A 20,968-nucleotide genomic window follows, 5' to 3' on the forward strand; every position below is an offset into this window, starting at 1 on the left:
GGTACCCCCACCCGTATCCCGATCGTGGAGGAGAACGTCGTGAGCAGCGCAACCACCCTGGTGACGGACCCGTCGCCCGGCCCCGATCCGTCGGGGCCGGGCGTGCGCACCGAGGGTGTGCTGGCCCGGCTCGGGCGGACCATGGCGCTGCGGGCGCGGTGGGTGTTCAGCGTGTGGCTGATCGCCCTGGTGGCGCTGGGTGCGCTGGCCCCGTCGGTGTTCAGCTCGCTGGCGGGGGCGGGGTGGCAGGCGAACGGTTCGGAGTCCGTCGCCGTGCGGGAGCTGGCCCAGGCCCACTTTGGTGGGGCGTCCTCGGCCGCCGTGCAGCTGGTGGTGCACTCCGACACCGCAGTGGTGACCGACCCGGCCGTGCAGGACGTGCTGACCCGGGCGACGGCGGTGTTCGCCGCCGACCCCCGCTTCGGGCAGGTCGTTGCGCCGCAGCCCGGGGCCACGATCTCCGCCGACGGTCACACCGGGATCCTGATGGCCGGGGCCACGGGCACCACCGACGACATGGTGAAGGCCGTCGACGACGTGAAGGACCGCCTCACCGCACTGTCGGGCAACGGGATCGACGTCTACCCCACGGGCGCCTCCGCACTGTGGTCGGACTTCAACGCCGCCAACCACGACGCGATGATCACCGCAGAGCTGTTCTCCTGGCCGGTGACCCTGGCGATCATGGTGGTCGCCTTCGGCTCCCTGGTGGCCGCGGGCCTGCCGCTGCTGCTCACCCTGGCCGGGCTCGTCGCCTCCGCCGGTGGGCTGGTGCTGCTCAACACCGTCACCCCGATCTCGGTGTGGGCGATGAACTTCGCGATGATGTTCGCCCTCGCCCTGGGCATCGACTACGCCCTGTTCCTGGTGGCCCGCTTCCGCGACGCCCTGAGCCGCTCCGGCGACCGGGAGCAGGCCGTGGCCGAGACGATGGACACCGCGGGCAAGGCCGTCGTGCTCTCCGGGCTCACCGTGCTGGTCAGCCTCTCGGCCGTGCTGCTCGTGCCCGCCCCGGCCGTCCGGACCATGGCCGTCGGCATCATGCTCGCAGTCGCCTTCGTGCTGCTGGCGACGCTGACGCTGCTCCCGGCCGCCCTGGGTCGGCTGGGGGAGAAGGTCAACGCCGGGTCCCTGCCGCACGCCCGCCGTCAGGTCCACCGCTCCCCGCGGTTCGCCTCCTGGGGCCGGCTGCTGCACGCCCACCCGTGGCCCTTCGCCCTCGGCGCGCTCGGGGTCCTCGTCGCCCTGACCGTCCCGGTGTTCGGCCTCAAGGTCGCCATGCCCTCGATCCAGGTGGTGCCCGCGGACTCCGCGGTCCGCCAGGGCTACGACCTCGTCCAGGCCGGCTTCGGCCAGGGGGCACCCGGCCAGCTGCAGATCATCGCCCCCGCCACCCAGGCCGACGCCGTCGCGGCGGCCGCACGGGCGGTCCCGGGCATCGCGATGGTCGGCCCCGCCCAGGCCGCACAGGACGGGTCCGGGCTCGTGCTGCTCTCCGCAGTCCCCAACGTCGACCCCTCCGCCCCCGCCATGGGGGGCATCCTCGACCAGCTCAGGGCCGACCTGCCCACCGATGCGCTGGTCGGTGGGGCGCCGGCGGAGAACCTCGACCTGCAGTCCGCCCTGAACACCTACCTGCCGATCGTGGTCACCGTGATCCTCGTGCTCGGGTTCCTGCTGCTGCTCGTGGCCCTGCAGGCCCCCCTGATCGCCCTGCTGGGCACCCTGGTCAGCCTGCTCTCCACCGGTGCCGCGTTCGGCGTCGCCAAGCTCGTGTTCCAGGACGGGCACGGTTCCGGGCTGCTCGGGTTCACCCCGCAGGGCTTCCTCGACGGCTGGGGCCCGGTGTTCTTCTTCGCGATGATCTTCGCGATCGCCATGGACTACACCGTGTTCCTGCTCTCCACCGCCAAGGAGCACTACGAGCGCACCGGGGACCCCGAGGTCGCCGGAGTCGACGGGCTCGCCCACTCCGGGCGGGTCATCCTCGCCGCCGCCGCCGTGATGGTCGCGGTGTTCTTCTCCTTCGCCCTGGCCGACCCGCTGCCCCCCAAGGAGATGGGCGTCATCCTCGGCGTCGCCGTCCTGCTCGACGCCGGACTCGTCCGGCTCATCCTGCTGCCGGTGCTGCTGCGCCTGACCGGGCACGCCGCCTGGTGGTCCCCGCCCTGGCTGCGCCGCGTCCTGCCCACCATCCGCTTCTCCCACACCTGAACCCACGAGAGGACCACCACCATGTGCCGAGCAACCCCCTGCACGACGTGCGGCAAGACCACCTGGGCCGGCTGCGGCCAACACGTCGACACCGTCATGGCCCGCGTCCCGGCCGCGCAACGCTGCACCTGCGACCGCACCACCCCGGCACCGTCACTGCTGCGCCGGTGGCTCACCCGAGGCTGAGCAGCCGGCCAGCCGGTGGGCGAGGTCCCCGACGCCGCGCGGCGGCGGCCTCGCCGAGCTCACCTCCTCATGACCAGCAGATGCTGGTACCGCAGCACCAGGATCCGCCCGCCGCCGGGGCCTGAGACCCCGTTCCTGGGGTTCTGGTCCCCGGCGTCGTGTGGCCGCCGCCGAGAGTGCTCGCAGCGGTCCCCGTGCTGGGTCGCGGGTCGGATGGCCGCGGTGGGTGGGACGTTGGGCCCTGCCCCGGGGAGGTGGCTGTCCGACACGGTGGGAAGGGCAGGGAGCGCCGAGGGCGTGCCCTGAACGCGAGGAGGTTAGGGATGTTCTGGTACGGCAACGACGGTGGTTACGGCGGCGGTGGGGGTGTCGTGGTCATGGTGGTGGGCATGCTGCTGTTCTGGGGGCTGGTGATCGCCGGCATCGCTCTGCTCCTGCGGCGCCCGCACCGGGAAGCGGGCGGGATGGTCCCCGCCCACCGCAGCGCCCAGCAGGTCCTCGCTGAGCGGTTCGCCCGCGGCGAGATCGACGAGGGTGAGTTCACCGCCCGCCTGTCCGCCCTTCACGGCCCGAAGAAGCTCTGACCGCGTGCACCCGGCGCTCTGATCGACCGGCCCCGGCAAGGTCCGCCTCGCGCAGGCCGTCCGATCGAACACCCAGGGCCTCGTGGCCCTGCCACAGACAGGAACACGATGCTCGGAGCTGGTCGCACTGCCGCCACCAACATGGACAAGCAGGGCTTTGGGGACCTCGACGCAGCAGCCAAGTCCCGCTACGCGGTGCCGCTGCGCTTCACGCCCGCGCTCGGCACGGCCCTGATCGTGGTCGGCCTGGTGTTGCAGTCCCCGCTCTGGCTGGCCGCTGTCGCGGTGATAGCCCTGAGCGGTGTCCTGCTGCCCGAGGCCATGGTCCTCGACCTCGTCTACAACCACGGCGTCCGGCACCTGTTCGGCGGCCCAGCACTACCCCCGACACCACCACCACGACGGTTCTCCTACGCCCTGTCCGCCACCCTGCTGGCTGGTTCGGCGCTCGCCTTCACCCTTGGCCTCCCGGCGTGGGGATACCTCCTCGGAGGCGCCGTCGCCGTCGGCGGCACGATCCTCACCCTCACGCTGTGGTGCCTCGGATCGTGGATCTACCGGCTGATCCCCGGACGCACACCAGCAACCACCACGAACCCGAGGTAGCCGCACACGCCGGCAACGACACCACCTCGACGACTGGACGACTGGACGTCCCTGCTCGTGTTCCTCGCCACCGTCACCGTCCGGCTGTGGCCCGCCTACGTCGCGGTGCGGGCCGGGACATCGCTGTGACCGACCCGGCGCCCACCACTCCCGACGCCCGCCAGAGCGCGGACCCTGCAAACACAGAAGGAGTGACGTGACCCAGCTCGTGATCGACGCAGTGCATCCGTTCGCGCTCGCTGGGCCGGATGGTCCGGTGACAGTGCTCGCAGGCCCGGGGGGTCCGGGAGGCCTGGTGGGCGTAGGGGGCGGGTTCGGCAGCATCACTGCCCTGCTGGTGGTGTTCGCGGTGGTCGCTCTGCTGGCGGTGGTGGCCCGGTTGACGACCTCCCGCCGCCGTGGTCGCGGCCGCGGCACCGGCACCGGAGTGGCTGAGCTCGACCAGCGAGACGTGCGGAGGGGTGGGTCGTCGTGATGGGTGGGTTCGGGATGGGTGTCGGGTGGCTGTTCGGGCTGCTGGTGCTGGCCGGGGTGGTGGCGTTGGTGGTGGTCGGGGTGCGCGCAGCGCGCGGCGGGATCGGGGGTGGACCCATCCGGTCGACGCCCGCCGACCGATCAGCGGGAGCACGGCAGATCCTGGAGCAGCGGTACGCCCGGGGTGAGCTCAGCACCGAGGAGTACCAGGAACGACGCGAGACCCTCGGCGGCGGCTCGTGACCGGGGCCATCAGCCGCCGGAGCTTCCTTCTCGTTGGTGGCGCCGGAGTCGTTGCCACCGCGGTCGGCGGCATCGGACGGGTCCGCTCGTCCGGGTCGGGCTTCGACCCGGTCGTCGGTGGGCCGCTGCGGTCGCCCCCGGTGCTGGCCAGCTCGGGTGGGGTGCTGGTGGCCACGTTGGAGGCGGCGCGGTCCCAGCTACCGGTGGCCGGTCGGGTGGTGACCGCACTGGGGTACAACGGTGGGCTGCCGGGCCCGACGCTGCGGGTGCACCCCGGTGACCTGGTGGGGGTGAGCCTGGTCAACCGGTTGGACGTGCCGACGAACCTGCACGTGCACGGCCTGACCGTGTCACCCGAGGGCAACGGGGACAACGTGTTCCGGCGGGTGGCCCCGGGGGAGACCGGGCAGTACGAGTACCGGCTGCCGGCGGATCACCCACCGGGGGTCTTCTGGTACCACCCGCACGTGCACGGGGCGGTCGCCGACCAGGTCTTCGGTGGCCTCTACGGCGCGATCATCGTCGAGGACCCCGCCGCCAGCGCGATCGCGGCCCGGGACGAGGTGATGGTCATCTCCGACACCACCATCGACGGCGGCGAGGTCTCCGGGTCGGTGTCGGCGATGCAGCGGATGCGTGGGCGGGAGGGTGAGCTGCTGCTGCTCAACGGACAGGCCAGCCCGACGATCGCTGCGCGCCCCGGGGAGCGGGTGCGGTGGCGGGTGGTCAACGCGTGCGCGTCCCGCTACGTGACCCTGCAGCTCGAGGGTCACCGGTTCGGCGTGCTCGGGGTCGACTCCGGGCGCACCGCGGCGCCGCAGGACACCGAGCAGGTGACCCTCGCCCCGGGCAACCGGGCCGACCTCCTGATCACCGCCGCCGCCGGGCGCAGCGTGCTGCGCGCCCTTCCCCACGACCGGGGCGGGTCGATGATGGGCGGCACGAGCACCGGGCAGGCGACGACGCTGGCCACCCTGGAGGTGACCGGTGAGCAGGCCGCCGCACCGTCGCCGGTGCCCGTGCAGCCGGTGCCCACCGACCTGCGGGGTGCCCAGATCTCCGGGCGACGCACCCTGACCTTCGCCATGGGCATGGGCATGGGGATGGGTGGCGGTATGACGGCCACCATCGACGGGGCGACGTTCGACCCGCGGCGGGTCGATCAGGATCCCCGCTCGGGCACCGTGGAGGAGTGGGTGCTGCGCAACACCTCGACCCTGAGCCACCCGGTGCACCTGCACGTCTGGCCGATGCAGGTCGTCAGCCAGGACGGCACCCTGGTGGCGGGCGTCGTCGTCCGGGACGTCGTCGACGTCCCGGCCGGCGCCAGCGTCACGGTGCGCATCGCGTTCACCGGACCGGTGGGTCGCACCGTCTACCACTGCCACATCCTCGACCACGAGGATGCCGGGATGATGGGCGTCGTCGACGTCCGTTGAGCCATCGATTATCGGGATGCCTCAGCGTGTGGGTCCGGCGCGGGCAGGGCATGGAGGTCTCGTCGCATGATGAGGCGTGGCATGCCGCTCGCTACGGCACCGGTGGTGCCCACGACTCGAAATCCGGCGCGTTCGAACATTGACCTGGTCCCAACGAACGCCATCGTCAGATCCATCCGATCCGGAGGGTCGACCGGATGCGCCTCTACTGCTGGCGCTCCATGGGAGGCGGCGTAGGCAACCGCACCTTCGAGCAGGGGTGCCGTCACACCTTGTCGGCGATGACCGGAGCGGACGACAACGCACACGATGCTCCACACCGGCAGGTCATCGATGGGGCGGATGAGACGGGAGTGTGCCAGCCGCGAGATCTCGGTGCGGGGGCCGATGTTGCACCATCCGACCGGCTCGCCGTCCCGGTAGATCACGACTCCTGGCGGATGATCACGCTCGCACAGGGACCGCATGGCCTGCTCACGGCTCCCGCCGCCAAGTTCCTCGATCTCACCAGCCCGCAGCCGATGCGACAGACACCAGCAATGGTTAGCACGGCGGGTGCGGTTGATGACGTCAGCAAAGTCCTCAAAGCGATCCGGTGTCAGCGGATGCGTCTCCCAAGTCACGCTGCCACTCCACCACGGCCCGCCGACACTGGAGGCGGATCCGGCGACCGGGACGTCTTGAGCGTCGGTGGCGGCCAAGCCCAGGTTGATCCTGGACTCGCGCTTGACCTTGACGCTGCGGCAACTTCTAGCGTCGGCTGTGACCGGCACCAAGCCGGTCGGGAGGACGGGTGAGATGACCTGGTCGATCACCGAGGTGGCCCGGATGTCGAAGGTGACGTCTCGGACGCTGCGGCACTACGACCAGATCGGTCTGCTCACGCCGGCGCACGTCAGCAGCAACGGCTACCGCTACTACGAGCAGGAGCAGCTGCTCAGACTGCAGCGCGTGTTGCTGCTGCGCGAGCTCGGCCTCGGGCTCACCGCGATCGCGGCGGTGCTGGGCGGCGAACAGGACCAGGTTGAGGCGCTGCGCGTGCACGAGCAGGACCTGCGCTCCGAGGGTGCCCGGCTGGCCCGGCTCGCCGACACCGTCTCCCGCACCAGCACGCAGATCCGAGGAGGAGAGCAGATGAGCGCCGACGAGATGTTCGAAGGCTTCACCGCCCGGCAGGCCCGCTACGAGGAGAAGCTGGTCACCGAGCACGGCGAAGGCGTGCGCGAGCACTTCCGCAGCGCCAAGACGACCACGAAGGACTGGGGCAAGGCGGAGTACGCCGACGCCGAACACCGCCAGGTCGAGCTCGACGACCGGATGATCACGGTCATGCGGTCCGGGGCAGCACCGGATTCCGCCGCGGCCCAGGACGTGATTGCCGACCACCACGCCGAGATCAGCAGGTTCTGGACCCCGAACCGGGAGAGCTACACCGGCCTGGGGCGCACCTACGTCCAAGACCCGCAGTTCAAGACCAGGTACGACGCCAAGGCGCCAGGGCTCGCGAAGTTCCTGCGCGACGCCATCACCGGCTACGCGGCGCAGCACCTCACCTGAGGTCACAAGGCTCTCGACGCGCCAAGTACCTCACTAACGAAGTGGTCGAGAGCCGAGTCGGCCGTCCGGCAGCCGATCGACCAGCGGTCGGCGGCAGGCTCTCCCGTCAGCCCGCGTCGAGCTCGGCGATGAGACGCTTCGCCGCGGTGTTCCGGTAGGAGGCGTCGATAAGCTCCCGCACCTGCGGCCAGGCCGCCCTGTCGGCAGTGAGGTCGACGCCGATCCAGCCGTGGCTGCCGAGGTATCCTGGTACGTACGTCCGGGAGTCCGCGACGAGTGCCGCGCGCTCGTTCGCGTCTGGCAGCACCAGCAGCAACTGGTGGTGCTCGACCCAGACGCCGTCGACCTTCACCGATCCGCCGTAGTAGGCGAACACTTTCGTCGTGAAGAACGTCGGCCGCCCGTGCGAGATCTTCTCGGCGCTGCCCGGAAAGTCGAGCGCGAGCTGCCGAACCCGGGCGAGCACCGGGTCGTCGTCGCCGAACATGATCGGGTGGCCCACGCCGTGACTGTAGGCAGGTGCCAGCGGCCAGTCGATGGCCGCCGCACCAACCACGTGGGTGTGAGCCCCCGGGCACGCGGGGACGGCTACGGCTACGCCCTGCTCGCCGAGGAGTGGCACACAGCCCACGCGCTCACGCACCCTGAGGACTCCGAATACCGATCGCGCCGTGGCGCCTCCAGGGCCTGGCCGGCCCCCCTTTTGCGCCGGTGGGTTCGACGCGGCGAGCGAACGGATGCTTCCGCGGCTTCGTGGTGCTAAGTGACGTGGAACTCGATGCGGTAGACGAGCGTCTCGTCGGTGATCGGGCCGGCGTGAGCGGCGCGACTACGAAGCGTCTCCAGATCGCACTCACCTGCGCGTCGGACATCCTCGGACGTCACAGCAGAGAAGGGCAGCAGCTCGACGGAGTCGATCTCGATGACGACACCGGCGGTCGCGTATCGACCGCCGACCTTGACCTTCAGGCGGCTCCAGAGGCGGATCGAGACAGTAATTTCGCCCCCGGCCACAGGCTCTCGCAGCTCGTGAGCAAACATCACAGTTCGAGGCTACTGAGGACGCCGTCCGTCGCCAACGACCTCAACTAACAGCGTTGAGCGCGTCCCGACAGCCCAACCCTCGATGGTTTGGGTTCAGGTGGACGCCGGGGTTCGGCGGGCGGACCGGTCGGCCTGGAGGGCGACTGCAACCACGCGGGGCACGTGGGGGTTGATGTCAGTTCCGAGGGCGGCCAGCTGCCGCACCAGCGAGCTGGAGATGTGGCTGGTGTCGTGACCGGCGGGCAGGAACAGGGTCTGGATACCCCCGAGGTCGTGGTTGGCGTGCGCCATCGGGATCTCGTGCGCGGCGTCGGTCGATGAGCGCAGGCCCCTCACGATGGTCGCGGCGCCGACGTCGAGGCAGTAGTCGACGAGCAGGCCGGAGGTGAGTACGTCGACCACAACGTCGCCCGCGACGCCGGCGTCCGTGAGCGCTGTGCGGACGAGGTCTGCGCGGACGTCGGTCGGCAGCAAGGCGCTCTTGCCCGGGTTGTGGGTAACAAGGACCTGGACGCGGTCGAACAGGGCCGCGGTTCTGACGATGACGTCGACGTGGCCGAGGGTCACCGGGTCGAACGACCCGGGCACGACGGCGACGCGCAGCATGGGGTCACGGTATCGCCGGGCGCTTCGTCGCCCTCGGACTCCAAGGCCATCCACCCCCGAGCGGCTCGCAAGCCGACCCTGTTCCGGTCACCGATCGGTGCCCCGGGCACCCCGCCGAAGAGCGCACCGGTGGGTCCTTCCTCGGCCGCCGGTTCGGTCGCCGCTGACCTGCCCCACCCTGCTGGGTGACCCGGACCCCGATCCCGGTGACGATGCCCAACGCCACCGCTCATGCCGTTACGTCCACGTCGGACGAGAGCCCTGTTGATGCGCGGCGCAGCGAAGACCAGTACCGCAGGGCCGCCCGAGGTACTGGTCTTCGCTGCGCCGCGGCCGGGGCTGAGCTTTCTCCTACGACGTGACGGGGTTCGGCGACGTCAAGGCGGGTGCGGGTGCGGGCGCTGTTCGCCGGGTCAGCTCCAGTAGGTGAGAGCGGAGAGGCGCCGCTCGTACTCCTCGTCGTCGATCTCACCGGCGGCGTAGCGCTCACGCAGTCGCGTGAGTGCCGGGTCGCCGGACGGAGTGGCCGTGCGCGGGAGGGCCGTGTGCGGGAGGGCCGTGTGCGGGAGGGCCGTGCGATGGGGTCGTGGGGCTGCGAGCCGGTGGTAGAGCCGGACTCCGCCGACCACCACCACCGCAAGGGCGGCCAGCATGACGAGGGACACGAGGAGTCCGAGAGAGCTACTTCCGTTCATCATCATGAGTTGCTCTCCTGCTCGATGGGCGGGTGCGGCTGGACACGGTGGGTGGGTAGGACGTTCCGGGGCACTGGGCGGGCCCGGTGCCGGCACCACGGATCTGATCCGCCGTCACCGCTCTTCGTCCTGTAGAGTTCCGTATGTACGGACATATTCTACCGCTGTTGGAGGTTGACGTGCACGTCGAGACCATCGAGACCCCGTCGCTGGGTGACCGCTCCTACCTTGTCCATGATGGTCGGGTTGCCCTGGTGGTGGACCCGCAGCGCGACGTGGACCGGGTCCTGGATGCCGCGGAGACGGCGGGGGTGCGGATCGGGTGCGTGGCCGAGACCCACATGCACAACGACTACGTGACCGGTGGTCTCGTGCTGGCCACCGACCTCGGGGTGGACTACCTGGTCAACGCCGCGGACCCGGTGGCCTTCGCCCGGCGTGGGGTCACCGGCGGTGAGGTGGTGCAGGTGGGGGAGCTGCGGGTCGAGGTCGTCGCCACCCCCGGGCACACCGAGACCCACCTGTCCTTCGTGGTCACCCACGACGGTCAGGAGGCCGTGTTCTCCGGCGGCAGCCTGCTCTTCGGCTCGGTCGGGCGCACCGACCTGCTCGGACCCGACCTGACCCAGCAGCTGACCCACGCCCAGTTCCACTCCGTGCGGGCCATCGCCGCCGCGGCCGCGGAGGACGCCGAGCTCTACCCCACCCACGGGTTCGGCTCCTTCTGCTCCTCGGGCCCGGCCACCGGTGCGAACCACTCCACGGTGGGGGAGCAGGTCCGCACCAACCACGCCTTTACCACCACCGACGAGGACACCTTCGTCACCGACCTCATCAACGGTCTCGCCGCCTACCCCACCTACTACGCGCACATGGGCCCAGCCAACGCCGCGGGACCGGGCCCGGCGGACCTGAGCGTGCCGGCCCCGCTGACCGCGGCCGAGCTGCGCCGCCGGCTGGACGACGGGGGGTGGGTGGTGGACCTGCGCACCCGCACCACCTTCGCCGACGGCCACCTCGCAGGCGCCCTGAACGTGGAGATGGGCGGCAGCTTCGTGACCTACCTGGGCTGGACCCTGCCCTACGACCAGCCGATCACCCTGCTGGGCAGCGAGGACGACGTCCGCGAAGGAGTCCGCGAGCTGGCCCGCATCGGCCTCGACCACCCGACCGCGGCCATCGGCGACGACCCGAACACCCTGGCCGGGGACCACCGGCTGAGCTCCTACCGCCGGGTCGGGTGGGCCGAGGTCGCCGCCGAGACCCCCACGGTGATCCTCGACGTCCGCCGCACCGACGAGTACGCCGACGGGCACCTCCCTGGTGCGGTCAACATCCCCCTGTCCGACCTGCTGGAGCGGATCGCCGACGTGCCCGACGGGCAGGTGTGGGTGCACTGCGCGTCCGGGTTCCGCTCCTCCATCGGGGCGAGCATCCTCGACCGCGCCGGCCGCCACCCCGTCTACATCGACGCCAGCTTCGACGACGCCGCCGCCGCCGGGCTCACCATCGAGACTGTCCAACCCGCCGGCTGAGTCCGATCTCCCGACCCTACGATGCTGGTTGTACGAGCAACAGAACACAGTGACGTCACTTGTCCGGAGACCCGATGACCCGCTCCACCACGCCGGCACCGCTCGACCGAACGAGTCCTCTCCCGCTGTGGGCCCAGCTGCTCGACGAACTGCGCCGCCGGCTCCGCGCCGGGGCCTTCGGGGAGGCGTTCCCGGGCGAGTTGGAGCTCGTCACCGACTACGGGGTGTCCCGGCACACCGTCCGGGAGGCGCTGCGCCGACTGCGGGACGAGGGCGTGCTCGACTCCTCCCGGGGCCGGGGCACCCGCGTGCGACGGACCGCGATCGAGCAACCCCTCGGCAGCATCTACAGCCTGTTCCGTCAGGTCGAGAGCCAGGGGATGACGCAGGAGAGCATCGTCCTGGACCAGGGCCGGGTCGAGAACTCCGACGCTGCCACCGCCCTCGGGTTGGCCGAGGACGCCGAGCTGTTCCACCTCGAGCGGATCCGCTGCGCCGACGGGGCACCGCTGGCCCACGACCAGGTGTGGCTGCCCTGGGAGCTGGGCAGTGCCCTGATGGAAGCTGACTTCACCCACGCCGCCCTCTACGACGAGCTCGCCACTCGGTGCGCAGTGCGCATCACCCAAGGTCGGGAGCAGATCTCCGCGGTCGTCCCCACCCCGGCGCAACGCACGCAGCTCGCCGTGCCCCGGGGGAGTGCGTGCTTCGCCATCGAACGGACCGGCAGCACCACACGCACCCCGGTGGAGCACCGCCGCTCCCTGATCCGGGCCGACGTGTTCTCGTTGCTCGCGGAATGGTCACCCCGGGGGTACTCGCTGAACTCCGCCACCTCCCGCCACGGCTGACGGCGCTCGCGGGCACCGGTGCAGGGACACCCACCGCAGTAGCGGCGCTCGGCGCTACGCCGAGCGGCCGAACCCGCCGTCCCCAGACCCACGCTGCCCCGCCCGGCCACGGCCACGTCGTCGTCTGCTCCGGGACTGGGGTCGCCGTGCAGGTCCGCACCGCGCTGCTGCAGGTGCACCACTGTCAGGTCAAGACGGGGGACAGGTCGTCAGAGGAGGTCGATGGCGGCACGGACGGCAGGCACCGCGAGCACGGCCCAGGGGGCGACGGTGATGCCCGCGGCCACCACCACCGCGGTCGCCCCGGTGCGGCGATGGGACGCACTGGGGGCGAGCAGGGCCTCCACGCGGGCATAGACCTCGTGAGTGGCTGCGCCCAGGACGCCGGCGTCGGGACGGGAGCCACCGGAAGCCATGGCGACAAGGGCACCCGCGACGACGCGGGGTCCCCACCGTGCGGCGGCGCTCTCGTCGGCGATCCGCTCGCAGGCGAGCTTGAGCCCGGCGTCGGCGTCGGCGAGCAGGCGCACACCGGGGAAGGCCCGGTGCAGGGTGCCCGACACTGCGGTAGCCAGGTGGTGGTGTCCACGCTGGTGGGCCTGCTCGTGGGCCAGGACTGCGGCGAGGGCATCGGTGGGCAGCAGCGCGACGGTGGCGGAGCTCAGGACCACGAGGCCCGCCCTGCCGGGCAGGCAGACCGCGAGGCACTCGGGGTCCTCGACCACCACGGCGGACCTCCCGCCTGGCATCGCGGTGCGGACCCCGTGCTGCGCGAGCCACAGGTGCAGGCCCTGACGTGCCCGCCGCCGACCGCGCGTGGTGGAGACGACCGCCCAGGCCAGACGTCCGGTCAGGGCCACCGCGGTGAGCAGACCGGCGGCGGGTGGTACGTCGACCGTGAAGCCCTGCCCGTAGGTGAGGCGCCAGGCGGAGAGGGCGTGCCGCAGCGGCCCGACGAGCTCCCACCCGCCTGTGGACCACCCGGCGGCAGCGACCGCGGTGATCACGCAGGTCGACACCCATGCCAGCGCGCACGCCCCCCACGTCAGGGCCGCGGCCGCCGGGTCGGCACGGGAACGGGACAGCAGCAGGCGCAGAGCCGGTCCACCCGCCCACCCCGACAGCGCCAGCACCGCACACGTGATCGCCACAGCGGTCATGTGCGGTCGTCGTCCTGGACAGCCTCGTCGTGCTGGTGGAGCAGCTCACGGAGATGGGCGAGGTCGGTGTCGCCGATCTGTCCCACGAACGCGAGGAGAGCGGCGCCGGGTGCGGTGGTGTCGTGCAGCGCGAGCAGCATCGTCTCCGCGGTGGTCTCCGGACGGGCCGCTACCGGGGTGTAGCGCCACACCCTGCCGCCGCGCTGCCGGAGCAGCGTCCCCCGCCTCGTCAGCGCATCCAGTGCGCTGGCCAGGGTGGTGTACGGCGGACCGGGACGGTCCAGCCCATCGAGCACCTCACGCACCGACAGCGGGCGCGGGGTGCGCCACAGCAGGTCGAGCACATCGGACTCCAGGGTCGTCGCGGGCGGTTGCCGCTCCGGTCCGGGTGCCACGATGACCACCTCCCCACGATCTACTACAGACTTCGGAGTAATGTACGGTCAATCTTGTCTGAGGGGAGACATCATGCCGACGAGGTCAGCGCCCAACACCCGGTGGTCGCCCATCACCCTGGTTCTGGCTGCCGTGGTCGTCGTGCTGGCGGTGATCGGGGTGGTCGTCGCTGCTCCCTCCGGCGATAGCAGCAGGGCGGGGGCCGCCGGGTCGGCGGCGGCGGGTACGCCGGTGGTCGGGCCGCTGTCCGGCCTGGAGCGTCGGACACCGGGTGATCCGTACGCGTTGGGCGCTGTGGACGCACCGGTGGTGATGGTGGCGTACTCGGAGTTCCAGTGCCCGTTCTGCGGGCGCTTCGCCCGCGAGACCGAGCCGGCGCTGGTGCACCAGTACGTCGACACCGGGGTGCTGCGCATCGAGTGGCGGGACTTCCCCTACCTCGGTCCGGAGTCGGGCACCGCCGCGCTCGCCGGGCGGGCCGCCGCGGCACAGGGACAGTTCTGGGCGCTGCACGATGCGCTGTACGCCACCGAGCGCAAGGTCAACAGCGGCGCGCTCACCACCACGTACCTGACGGCGTTGGCCGGGCAGCTGGGGATGGACACCACGCGGTTCGCCACGGACATGGCCTCCCCCGAGGCCACGGCCGGCGTCCAGGCGGACTTCACCCAGGGCCAGCAGGTCGGCGTCTCCGGGACACCCGCGTTCATCGTGAACGGCACCCCGGTGTTCGGGGCTCAGCCTCTGAGCGAGTTTCAGCACGCCATCGACGCTGCCGCGAGCACCGCGTCGTGATCGACATCGGGTACCTCGCGGCCTTCCTGGGCGGGGTGCTCGCACTGCTGAGCCCGTGCAGCGCCCTGCTGTTGCCGTCGTTCTTCGCCTACGCCTTCGACCAACGAGCCCAGCTCGTGCGCCGCACCGTCGTCTTCGCCGGGGGCCTGATGACCGTGCTGGTGCCGCTGGGTGTCGGCTCCTCGTTCGCCAGCACCCTGTTCTACGGCCACCGCGGGGCACTCATCACCGTCGCCGGGTGGCTGATCATCTCCCTGGGCGTCGCACAGATCCTGGGGCGCGGATTCTCCTTCGGCCCTGCCGCTCGCCTGCAGGCGCACCTGGCGGGGCGCACCGGCACGGTCGGGGTCTACGGACTCGGCGCCGCCTATGGCCTCGCGGGGTTCTGCTCCGGGCCCATCCTGGGTTCGGTGCTCACCGTGGCCGCCGCCGGGGGCAGTCCCACCCGGGGAGCGCTCTTGCTCGCGCTGTACTCGGTGGGCATGGCCGCACCCCTGTTCGTCCTCGCCTTGGGCTGGCAGCGGCTGCGCCTGGGGGAGCGCCGCTGGCTGCGAGGGCGGGCGTTCACCCTCGGCCGCATCGAGCTGCACTCCACGTCCCTGGTCTCCGGTGCCCTGTTCATCGGCATCGGTGCGTTGTTCCTGCTCTTCGACGGCACCGCGGGCCTCACCGGGACGTTGGGCCTCGGGGTCTCCACCAATGAGGAGTTCTCGGCGCAGCAGTGGGCCCTGGGCCTGGGTCACCTCGTCCCCGACCAGGTTCTGGTGGTGGTTCTGGCTGTGGTGGCCCTGGCCGTGCTCGCCCTGGCCGACCGGAGGCGCCGCCGATCCGCGTACCGCAGCGACGTGCGGGAGGACGCGTGAGCTCACGGTGGGCGCCGCGCCATGCGGTCGCGGTGATCGTCGTGTGCGCGCTGGTTCTCGCGGGGTGCTCCACCGGTCGGGAATCGGTTCCCATCTCGGCGGAGGCGTCGGCGCCGGGTGCCCTCCACCGGCAGGGCCAGGTCCCACCGGCCGGTGGGGTGCCCCCGGGGTTCGCCGCCACCCCGACATGGCAGGTGGACTTCGCGGGTAATCCCGTGTCGGTGGGTGACGGCTTCGTGGGGCTGGTGGACACCTCGTCGCAGACGGGGCACGTCGTCATTCAGGTGGTCAACCAGGACGGGACCCTCCGCTTCGGGGTGGCCGCGCCCCCGATCTGCAGCGCTTTCGTCGTGACCCGCGACGGGGCACGGCGGCTGCTGGTCACCATGTCCACCACCCTCGCGACCGCAACCGTCGGAACCGGCACCGCGCACTACTACGCGACGGCACGTGACCTCACCACCGGGGCGGTGGTCTGGGGTCCAACCGAGGTCAGTGGACCCTGGCGCGGTCCCGGCCTCATCTACGGCCAGCACCCGGTCTCCCAGGTCGGCGCCGTCGACAGCGGTGCACCGATGAGCGTCGTCGACCCCAGGGACGGCTCGAGCGCGCTGACGACCAGCGGTGCGCAGCGGCTGGTCTTCGAGCACGACGGCGACGTCGTCCTCGCTGACCCCGGCTCGTCAGTGTCGGTGTCGGTGACGGAGACGACCTCCGGGCATCGACTGTGGGACAGCTCGACCGTCGACCGCCCCGCCGGGGCTGCCCCCGGCCCCGCCACCGTCACCGCGGCTGCGGGAACAGTTGTCACCCTGGCGTGGACCGCTGCGGACGGGACTGTCCTCACCGGTGCCTACAACCTGGCCACCGGCTCCCTCCTGGCTGACCTGGGAACCACCGCGGTCGCCTCCGCCGTGGCCGACACCACCACCAGGTCCACCGTCCTCGTGGGGCGCGCCCCCGGCGCCGACCTCGTCGTCGTCGACCCCGCCCACGGGACGGCACGGCACGTCTCCTCGGCGGCGCTCCACGGCGCAGCCCCCTCCGTCGCGACGAACGGCCTGCTCTACGCCCGCACCGCGAGCACCACCATCGCGATCGCCCTGTCCGACGGACACACCGTCGCCCACGGCGGCTGGCAGCCCCCCACAGCCACCAGCGCCAACGGGACTGCCCTCGTCCTGCCGACCGACGTGGCCCGCACCTACAACGCACTCACCCCGGGCTGAACCACAGACACGGACAACCACGTGAAGGGCGCGACCGTGTCGAACGGGCGCACGGTGGCCCTCCCTGCGGCCCTCCAGCACGTCGACGCCATGGCCGAGCTCCGAGGTGAGCTCCGTGCTGCTGCGCCGCGCCCCCGACGTCCACGACCGAGTACGTAGCCAGCAGCCCCGCACGACCCGTGCGGCGGGGCTGCCACCCGCGGAGCTGATCCCAGCTGTGGCCCACGATCCGGTGGCTGTGCGGCATCCCCGACTCGGGGTGGGCGCTCAGGCCCGCCCGGACAGGATGGCGTTCCAGTACAGGGCGGGCAGGCCGTAGCGCTTGAGCAGCCACATGTCACGGCGTTCGTGGGTGGTGTCGATGAAGGGGATGCTCGGTGCGGGGGTCATGGTGTAGTCGAACTCGGCCAGCAGCATCTTGTTGCGCGCGGTGGTCAGCGGGCAGGAGGCGTAGCCGCCGTAGCTCGCGGTCAGGGGTGCGCCCTTCATGCTGGCGAGGAGGTTCTCCACGACGACGGGGGCCTGCTTGCGGATCGCGGCCCCGGTCTTGGAGTTCGGGGACGAGCCGGCGTCGCCGAGGGCGAAGACGGTGTCGTGACGGGTGTGGCGCATCGTGTTCTTGTCGATCTGCACGTAGCCCCCGGCGTTGGCCGGGTCGGCCAGGGGGCTGGCCTTGACCCAGTCCGGGGCCGACTGCGGCGGCACCACGTGCATCAGGTCGTAGGAGAGGACCTCCGAGGAGCCCTCGGCGTTGTTGGTGATGGTGGCCTTCTGCCCGTCGGGGTCGATCTCGGTGACCTCGCTGCTCTTGTGGACCTCGATGCCGTAGCGGGCCACGACCCGCTCGAGCTCCTCGGCGAACACGGGCACCCCGAACATGGCGGGGGTGGGCAGCACGAGCACGACCCGGATGTCGTGCAGGACGCCCTGCTGTCGCCAGTAGTCGGCGGCGAGGTAGGCGATCTTCTGTGGGGCGCCGGCGCACTTGATCGGACCCGACGGCATGGTGAACACCGCGGTGCCCGAGCGCAGGGTGCGGATGAGGTCCCACGTCTTGGGAGCGGTCTCGAAGGTGTAGTTGGAGGAGACGTTCGGGGAGTCCATCGCCGCCCGCATCCCGGGGACCGTGTCCCAGTCCAGCTGCAGGCCCGGGCTGACCACGAGGTGGTCGTAGCCCACCACCGCCCCGCCCGTGGTGCTGACGGTCCGGTTCTCCGGGTCAACACCCTCAGCGCGGTCCCGGACCCACCTCACCCCGGTGGGCATCACGCTGGCCTCCGAGCGCATGCTCTCCCGCGCCGGGGCGCAACCACCCCCGACGAGGGTCCACAGCGGCTGGTAGTAGTGCGTGCTGGAGGGCTCGATGACCGCGACGTCCTCGACCCCGGACCTCCTCAGGCGGGCGGCGACGGAGATGCCGGCGTTGCCGCCGCCGACGATGACGACACGGTGGTGCGCGGTGGTGCTCACGAGAGCTCCCTCAGGTAGTGCGGGTGAACGGACCCGACGCGGACGCTGGTGCGACCCCCGCACCGGTTGCCCTGCCAAGCGGATGTCCGTACATTAGTGTCACGGGGCGCGTGAAGCAATGGCACCCCAATTGACCCGCACCAACGCCTGACCCTGATCCCGATCCTTGGAGGTTTCATGAGCAACGCCGCACCGGACGTCCCGCAGGTCACTCCGTCCAGGGCCCGGGCCCTGCTGGACGGCGGGGCGCTGCTGCTGGACGTCCGGGAGGACGACGAGTGGAGTGCCGGTCACGCTGCCGGGGCGATGCACGTCCCCCTCGGCCAGGTCGGATCGGTCGAGCTCCCCCGCGATCGCACCGTGGTCGTCGTGTGCCGCTCCGGCGGCCGGTCATCCAAGGCCGTTACCGCCCTCAGTGCGACAGGGGTGCAGGCCGTGAACTTCGAGGGGGGCATGACAGCGTGGGCCGCGGCCGGGTTCCCCATGGTCGCCGCCACCGGAGCAGAGCCGCAGGTGATCTGAGGTGCTGGTCGTCACCCTGCTCGCCGGGGTGGTCATCGGGCTGAGCCTGGGCGCCCTGGGTGGCGGCGGTTCGATCCTCACCGTCCCGGTGCTGGTCTACCTGCTGCACGAGCAGCCCCGGGTGGCCACCACTGCGTCCCTGGTCATCGTCGGGGTCACCGCCATCCTCGCCGCCACCAGCCACGCCCGCTCCGGCCGCGTCCGATGGAGGGCAGCTCTGGTGTTCGGGGCCCTCGGCATCGCCGCCTCGTTCGGCGGTGCGAAGGTCAACCGGCTCGTCGACCCCAGCGTCCTACTGCTCAGCTTCGCCGCACTCATGCTCGTCGCCGCCACCGCCATGATCCTCCGGACCCGCGGCAGCTCAACAACGACCGCACCCGCGGCACACGAGCTCGCCACGGTCGGTGCGGGCCAACCAGGCCCAGACACCCACCCCCACGCGCGACACGAAGAGCCCACCGGCGGAAGTAGCCGGGCCTCGACCGCGGGCAAAGTCCTGGTCGCCGCCCTGGTCGTCGGGTTCCTCACCGGGTTCCTCGGCGTCGGCGGCGGGTTCATCATCGTCCCCGCCCTCGTCCTGGCCCTGCGCTACGAGATGGCGGTGGCGGTGGGGACCTCCCTCGTCGTCATCTCCATCACCAGCCTCGGGGCGTTCCTCGAACGCCTCGGAACCACCGAGATCCCCTGGCACACCATCGTCCCGTTCACCATCGCCGCGGTCCTGGGGTCCTTCGCCGGCAAACGGGTCAGCGACACCGTGTCCGGCCCGACCCTGACCCGGGCCTTCGCCGGGCTCCTCGTCCTCGTCGCCGCCTACGTCGCCGTCCAGGCCGGCACCTCCCTCTGATCGTGTCGACCCGGCTCGACCTGGAACCCCACCGAAAGCCGAGACACCGCTTCTAGCGAGATGAGCCGCACGTCCCGCGAGCTGCTCGACCTGTCGGTGCGCTCACCCTGTCCCCGTGCGGTGCGGCACCACGATCAGTACTTCCACGTCCAGCCCAGCAGCGTCTGCTGCGGTACAACCGACTGGACGTCCTCCGTCACCCCCGGCCAGATCAGGGTCACCTGGCACAACAGCCTCATCACCCCCGTGTCCTGACGCCGGACCGCGTCCTTGGGCGTGCCCCGAGGCGTGCGGTGAGCACCACCTCGTGACCGTCCGGTGAGCGATGGGTGTGATGCTCGGGGGCGGTCGTGGTCGGGAGCTACTGGTCAGACATGGACCTGGTGAGCACGACGACGGAGTCGGTGAGGGTGCCAGCGTGCCCGTCGGGACCGGTCGCCTGCCGGGCGGTGGTCTCTGCGCGCTCGGTCCGCCACAGCTGCGGGGGCAGGGCGAGGTCGGCGAGGACGTCCTGGGGGCTCGGGAAGGCGATGTTGGCCGTGGGGTCCGGCGCCCACGGGGGCAGTGCGGCGTGACCCACGATGAGCAGCGTCCCGCCGGGGGCGACGGCGAGGGCGGCGCGCCGCAGGATGTCGGCGCGGGGAAGCTCGGCCGGGGAGTGCAGGTACTGGGCCGAGACGAGGTCGAACTCTCCGGTGGGGAACGTCGCGGCGAGGTCGTGGCGCTCGATGGTGACCCGGTGGGCGAGCCCTGCCTCGGCGGCGTGGGCCCGGGCCCGGTCGACGACGGTGGCGGAGATGTCGACCCCGGTGACGGTGAAGCCGCGCTCGGCCAGCCACAGGACGTCACCGCCCTCACCGCAGCCCAGGTCGAGGGCGCGTCCCGGGGGGCGGGGTCCCACCACGTCCACGAGGACGGGGTTGGGCCGGCCGCTCCACCGTGGAGTGGACTCCCGGTAGAAACCCTCCCAATGGGTGGCGGCGTCCCCGGCCACCGGGGCGTCCCCGGCCACGGGGGTGTCCCCGGCCACTGGGGTGTCGCTGGTGGTGTCGCGGGGTGTGGGGTCGGTCATCAGGGCTTCTCCTCGGGTGGGTTGTCAGGCGGATGAGCGCCGGCGCGGAGACTGCCCGGCGTCGTGAGCGGGGGGTCGTGGTCGGCGAGGCGGCGCAGACCGGACAGGACGGTGGCGTAGGTGTCGCCGCCGAGCAGCTGGCGCAGCTCCTGCTCGCTGCCGACGGCGCGGTCGGCGACCACGAGGGCGAGGGTCTGCCCGGCCGGTGTGGGGTGCAGCGGGCGCCGCCGCGCGTCCTGGGGGTCGGGTCGGTTCTCGCACAGGCCCGCCTGGATCAGGGACACCGAGAGTCGTCGGGCGTTCATCACGTCGGTGACGAGGGCACGGGAGAGCTGACGCAGACCGATTCCGGGGTGGGCGGTGATGGCCCGCAGTGCCGCCGCCTCAGGCGCGGTGAGGTCAAGGTCGACCAGGGTCGCCTCCCACACCCGCCGTCGCGTGCGGTGCGCAGCCCCGAGCAGGAACCCCAGCCCGGCGGGTGCCACGTCCCGGCCGGGGGGAGAGCAGGAGCCCGGGGACGGTTCTGGTGGGGTGTCTGTGGGGATGTGGGGGGAGGGTGGTTGCCCCTCCGCCGGAGGGT

Annotated in this window: 26 protein-coding genes; 16 read left to right on the top strand and 10 right to left on the bottom strand. The window is 71.6% G+C overall.

Going from position 1 to position 20,968, the window contains the following annotated elements:
* Positions 1-60 precede the first annotated feature (60 nt).
* The 7 genes from RHODO2019_RS18745 (at position 61) to RHODO2019_RS18770 (ending at position 5,746) form a co-directional block, all read left to right on the top strand.
* Positions 61-2,214, top strand: a complete 2,154-nt coding sequence (locus RHODO2019_RS18745; RefSeq protein ID WP_265385136.1) for an MMPL family transporter — start codon at positions 61-63, stop codon at positions 2,212-2,214.
* Positions 2,215-2,235: 21 nt separating this feature from the next.
* The gene (locus RHODO2019_RS19465; protein WP_494338169.1) at positions 2,236-2,400 is read left to right on the top strand and encodes a DUF8730 family Cys-rich protein; all 165 of its coding nucleotides are present in this window, start codon (positions 2,236-2,238) and stop codon (positions 2,398-2,400) included.
* A gap of 323 nt (positions 2,401-2,723) precedes the next feature.
* Entirely contained in the window at positions 2,724-2,984 is a 261-nt protein-coding gene (locus RHODO2019_RS18750; protein WP_265385035.1) for an SHOCT domain-containing protein, read from the top strand.
* Between the two features lie 108 nt (positions 2,985-3,092).
* Positions 3,093-3,590, top strand: coding sequence for a DUF4395 family protein (locus RHODO2019_RS18755; protein ID WP_265385036.1), 498 nt, complete (start codon positions 3,093-3,095; stop codon positions 3,588-3,590).
* Between the two features lie 256 nt (positions 3,591-3,846).
* Positions 3,847-4,065, top strand: coding sequence for a hypothetical protein (locus tag RHODO2019_RS18760; RefSeq protein ID WP_265385037.1), 219 nt, complete (start codon positions 3,847-3,849; stop codon positions 4,063-4,065).
* Positions 4,065-4,307, top strand: coding sequence for an SHOCT domain-containing protein (locus tag RHODO2019_RS18765; RefSeq protein WP_265385137.1), 243 nt, complete (start codon positions 4,065-4,067; stop codon positions 4,305-4,307). Before RHODO2019_RS18760 ends, RHODO2019_RS18765 begins: the two co-directional genes overlap by 1 nt.
* A complete protein-coding gene (locus tag RHODO2019_RS18770) occupies positions 4,304-5,746 on the top strand; it encodes a multicopper oxidase family protein (RefSeq protein WP_265385038.1) in 1,443 nt (480 codons plus the stop codon). The genes RHODO2019_RS18765 and RHODO2019_RS18770 overlap by 4 nt, the downstream gene beginning before the upstream one ends.
* Before the next feature lie 8 nt (positions 5,747-5,754).
* Here RHODO2019_RS18770 and RHODO2019_RS18775 read toward each other — a convergent pair whose 3' ends face one another.
* The gene (locus RHODO2019_RS18775; RefSeq protein ID WP_435532255.1) at positions 5,755-6,561 is read right to left on the bottom strand and encodes a GNAT family N-acetyltransferase; all 807 of its coding nucleotides are present in this window, start codon (positions 6,559-6,561) and stop codon (positions 5,755-5,757) included.
* Between RHODO2019_RS18775 and RHODO2019_RS18780 the strand changes: the two genes are divergently transcribed.
* Positions 6,545-7,303: a MerR family transcriptional regulator gene (locus tag RHODO2019_RS18780; protein WP_265385039.1), complete on the top strand. Its 759-nt coding sequence runs from the start codon at positions 6,545-6,547 to the stop codon at positions 7,301-7,303. The genes RHODO2019_RS18775 and RHODO2019_RS18780 overlap by 17 nt on opposite strands.
* A 106-nt stretch (positions 7,304-7,409) precedes the next feature.
* Here RHODO2019_RS18780 and RHODO2019_RS18785 read toward each other — a convergent pair whose 3' ends face one another.
* The 4 genes from RHODO2019_RS18785 to RHODO2019_RS18800 form a co-directional block, all read right to left on the bottom strand.
* On the bottom strand, positions 7,410-7,805 hold the full coding sequence (locus tag RHODO2019_RS18785; RefSeq protein ID WP_265385040.1) for an MmcQ/YjbR family DNA-binding protein: 396 nt from the start codon (positions 7,803-7,805) through the stop codon (positions 7,410-7,412).
* A 257-nt stretch (positions 7,806-8,062) separates the two neighbouring features.
* Positions 8,063-8,347 carry an ASCH domain-containing protein gene (locus RHODO2019_RS18790; protein WP_265385041.1) on the bottom strand — a complete coding sequence of 95 codons (285 nt, stop codon included), beginning with the start codon at positions 8,345-8,347 and terminating at the stop codon, positions 8,063-8,065.
* 93 nt (positions 8,348-8,440) lie between these two features.
* Complete coding sequence (coaD, locus tag RHODO2019_RS18795; protein WP_265385042.1) at positions 8,441-8,953, bottom strand: pantetheine-phosphate adenylyltransferase; 513 nt, start codon at positions 8,951-8,953, stop codon at positions 8,441-8,443.
* A 413-nt stretch (positions 8,954-9,366) separates the two neighbouring features.
* Positions 9,367-9,654 (bottom strand): SHOCT domain-containing protein, encoded by a 288-nt coding sequence (locus RHODO2019_RS18800; RefSeq protein ID WP_265385043.1) that lies wholly within the window; start codon positions 9,652-9,654, stop codon positions 9,367-9,369.
* 173 nt (positions 9,655-9,827) lie between these two features.
* Between RHODO2019_RS18800 and RHODO2019_RS18805 the strand changes: the two genes are divergently transcribed.
* Both RHODO2019_RS18805 and RHODO2019_RS18810 read left to right on the top strand, forming a co-directional pair.
* Positions 9,828-11,183, top strand: coding sequence for an MBL fold metallo-hydrolase (locus tag RHODO2019_RS18805; protein WP_265385139.1), 1,356 nt, complete (start codon positions 9,828-9,830; stop codon positions 11,181-11,183).
* A gap of 74 nt (positions 11,184-11,257) precedes the next feature.
* Positions 11,258-12,034 (top strand): GntR family transcriptional regulator, encoded by a 777-nt coding sequence (locus RHODO2019_RS18810; protein WP_265385044.1) that lies wholly within the window; start codon positions 11,258-11,260, stop codon positions 12,032-12,034.
* Between the two features lie 209 nt (positions 12,035-12,243).
* Here the strand turns inward: RHODO2019_RS18810 and RHODO2019_RS18815 are convergent, their stop codons facing one another.
* Together RHODO2019_RS18815 and RHODO2019_RS18820 are read right to left on the bottom strand one after the other, a co-directional pair.
* A complete protein-coding gene (locus RHODO2019_RS18815) occupies positions 12,244-13,194 on the bottom strand; it encodes a M56 family metallopeptidase (RefSeq protein ID WP_265385045.1) in 951 nt (316 codons plus the stop codon).
* Positions 13,191-13,589 (bottom strand): BlaI/MecI/CopY family transcriptional regulator, encoded by a 399-nt coding sequence (locus RHODO2019_RS18820; RefSeq protein WP_265385046.1) that lies wholly within the window; start codon positions 13,587-13,589, stop codon positions 13,191-13,193. Before RHODO2019_RS18820 ends, RHODO2019_RS18815 begins: the two co-directional genes overlap by 4 nt.
* A gap of 73 nt (positions 13,590-13,662) precedes the next feature.
* Between RHODO2019_RS18820 and RHODO2019_RS18825 the strand changes: the two genes are divergently transcribed.
* From RHODO2019_RS18825 to RHODO2019_RS18835, 3 genes are all read left to right on the top strand, one after another.
* A complete protein-coding gene (locus RHODO2019_RS18825) occupies positions 13,663-14,385 on the top strand; it encodes a DsbA family protein (RefSeq protein ID WP_265385047.1) in 723 nt (240 codons plus the stop codon).
* Positions 14,385-15,248: a cytochrome c biogenesis CcdA family protein gene (locus RHODO2019_RS18830; RefSeq protein ID WP_265385140.1), complete on the top strand. Its 864-nt coding sequence runs from the start codon at positions 14,385-14,387 to the stop codon at positions 15,246-15,248. Before RHODO2019_RS18825 ends, RHODO2019_RS18830 begins: the two co-directional genes overlap by 1 nt.
* Positions 15,249-15,406: 158 nt before the next feature.
* Positions 15,407-16,477, top strand: a complete 1,071-nt coding sequence (locus RHODO2019_RS18835; RefSeq protein ID WP_265385048.1) for a hypothetical protein — start codon at positions 15,407-15,409, stop codon at positions 16,475-16,477.
* A gap of 267 nt (positions 16,478-16,744) precedes the next feature.
* Here the strand turns inward: RHODO2019_RS18835 and RHODO2019_RS18840 are convergent, their stop codons facing one another.
* Positions 16,745-17,947 (bottom strand): NAD(P)/FAD-dependent oxidoreductase, encoded by a 1,203-nt coding sequence (locus tag RHODO2019_RS18840; protein WP_265385049.1) that lies wholly within the window; start codon positions 17,945-17,947, stop codon positions 16,745-16,747.
* 177 nt (positions 17,948-18,124) lie between these two features.
* Between RHODO2019_RS18840 and RHODO2019_RS18845 the strand changes: the two genes are divergently transcribed.
* Genes RHODO2019_RS18845 through RHODO2019_RS18855 form a run of 3 tightly spaced genes read left to right on the top strand, consistent with a single transcriptional unit; the run spans position 18,125 to position 19,571 of the window.
* Complete coding sequence (locus tag RHODO2019_RS18845; protein WP_265385050.1) at positions 18,125-18,469, top strand: rhodanese-like domain-containing protein; 345 nt, start codon at positions 18,125-18,127, stop codon at positions 18,467-18,469.
* Position 18,470: 1 nt separating this feature from the next.
* Positions 18,471-19,316, top strand: coding sequence for a sulfite exporter TauE/SafE family protein (locus tag RHODO2019_RS18850; RefSeq protein ID WP_265385051.1), 846 nt, complete (start codon positions 18,471-18,473; stop codon positions 19,314-19,316).
* Positions 19,317-19,376: 60 nt separating this feature from the next.
* Positions 19,377-19,571, top strand: a complete 195-nt coding sequence (locus RHODO2019_RS18855) for a hypothetical protein (protein ID WP_265385052.1) — start codon at positions 19,377-19,379, stop codon at positions 19,569-19,571.
* Between the two features lie 106 nt (positions 19,572-19,677).
* On the opposite strand, the gene RHODO2019_RS18860 is transcribed toward RHODO2019_RS18855, so the two are convergent.
* On the bottom strand, positions 19,678-20,388 hold the full coding sequence (locus RHODO2019_RS18860) for an SAM-dependent methyltransferase (RefSeq protein WP_265385053.1): 711 nt from the start codon (positions 20,386-20,388) through the stop codon (positions 19,678-19,680).
* Entirely contained in the window at positions 20,388-20,873 is a 486-nt protein-coding gene (locus RHODO2019_RS18865) for a MarR family winged helix-turn-helix transcriptional regulator (protein WP_265385054.1), read from the bottom strand. Before RHODO2019_RS18865 ends, RHODO2019_RS18860 begins: the two co-directional genes overlap by 1 nt.
* Positions 20,874-20,968: the final 95 nt, after the last annotated feature.

The sequence above is a fragment of the Rhodococcus antarcticus genome (assembly GCF_026153295.1).
Classification (GTDB): Bacteria; Actinomycetota; Actinomycetes; order Mycobacteriales; family Mycobacteriaceae; genus Rhodococcus_D; species Rhodococcus_D antarcticus.

What these genes read in the sequence shown, in the direction of transcription:
- RHODO2019_RS19465 (WP_494338169.1), top strand. Translation starts at nt 2,236, where the DNA reads ATGTGCCGAGCAACCCCCTGCACGACGTGCGGCAAGACCACCTGGGCC.
- RHODO2019_RS18750 (WP_265385035.1), top strand. Translation starts at nt 2,724, where the DNA reads ATGTTCTGGTACGGCAACGACGGTGGTTACGGCGGCGGTGGGGGTGTC.
- RHODO2019_RS18755 (WP_265385036.1), top strand. Translation starts at nt 3,093, where the DNA reads ATGCTCGGAGCTGGTCGCACTGCCGCCACCAACATGGACAAGCAGGGC.
- RHODO2019_RS18765 (WP_265385137.1), top strand. Translation starts at nt 4,065, where the DNA reads ATGGGTGGGTTCGGGATGGGTGTCGGGTGGCTGTTCGGGCTGCTGGTG.
- RHODO2019_RS18780 (WP_265385039.1), top strand. Translation starts at nt 6,545, where the DNA reads ATGACCTGGTCGATCACCGAGGTGGCCCGGATGTCGAAGGTGACGTCT.
- coaD (WP_265385042.1), bottom strand. Translation starts at nt 8,953, where the DNA reads ATGCTGCGCGTCGCCGTCGTGCCCGGGTCGTTCGACCCGGTGACCCTC.
- RHODO2019_RS18800 (WP_265385043.1), bottom strand. Translation starts at nt 9,654, where the DNA reads ATGATGATGAACGGAAGTAGCTCTCTCGGACTCCTCGTGTCCCTCGTC.
- RHODO2019_RS18810 (WP_265385044.1), top strand. Translation starts at nt 11,258, where the DNA reads ATGACCCGCTCCACCACGCCGGCACCGCTCGACCGAACGAGTCCTCTC.
- RHODO2019_RS18815 (WP_265385045.1), bottom strand. Translation starts at nt 13,194, where the DNA reads ATGACCGCTGTGGCGATCACGTGTGCGGTGCTGGCGCTGTCGGGGTGG.
- RHODO2019_RS18825 (WP_265385047.1), top strand. Translation starts at nt 13,663, where the DNA reads ATGCCGACGAGGTCAGCGCCCAACACCCGGTGGTCGCCCATCACCCTG.
- RHODO2019_RS18845 (WP_265385050.1), top strand. Translation starts at nt 18,125, where the DNA reads ATGAGCAACGCCGCACCGGACGTCCCGCAGGTCACTCCGTCCAGGGCC.
- RHODO2019_RS18855 (WP_265385052.1), top strand. Translation starts at nt 19,377, where the DNA reads ATGAGCCGCACGTCCCGCGAGCTGCTCGACCTGTCGGTGCGCTCACCC.
- RHODO2019_RS18860 (WP_265385053.1), bottom strand. Translation starts at nt 20,388, where the DNA reads ATGACCGACCCCACACCCCGCGACACCACCAGCGACACCCCAGTGGCC.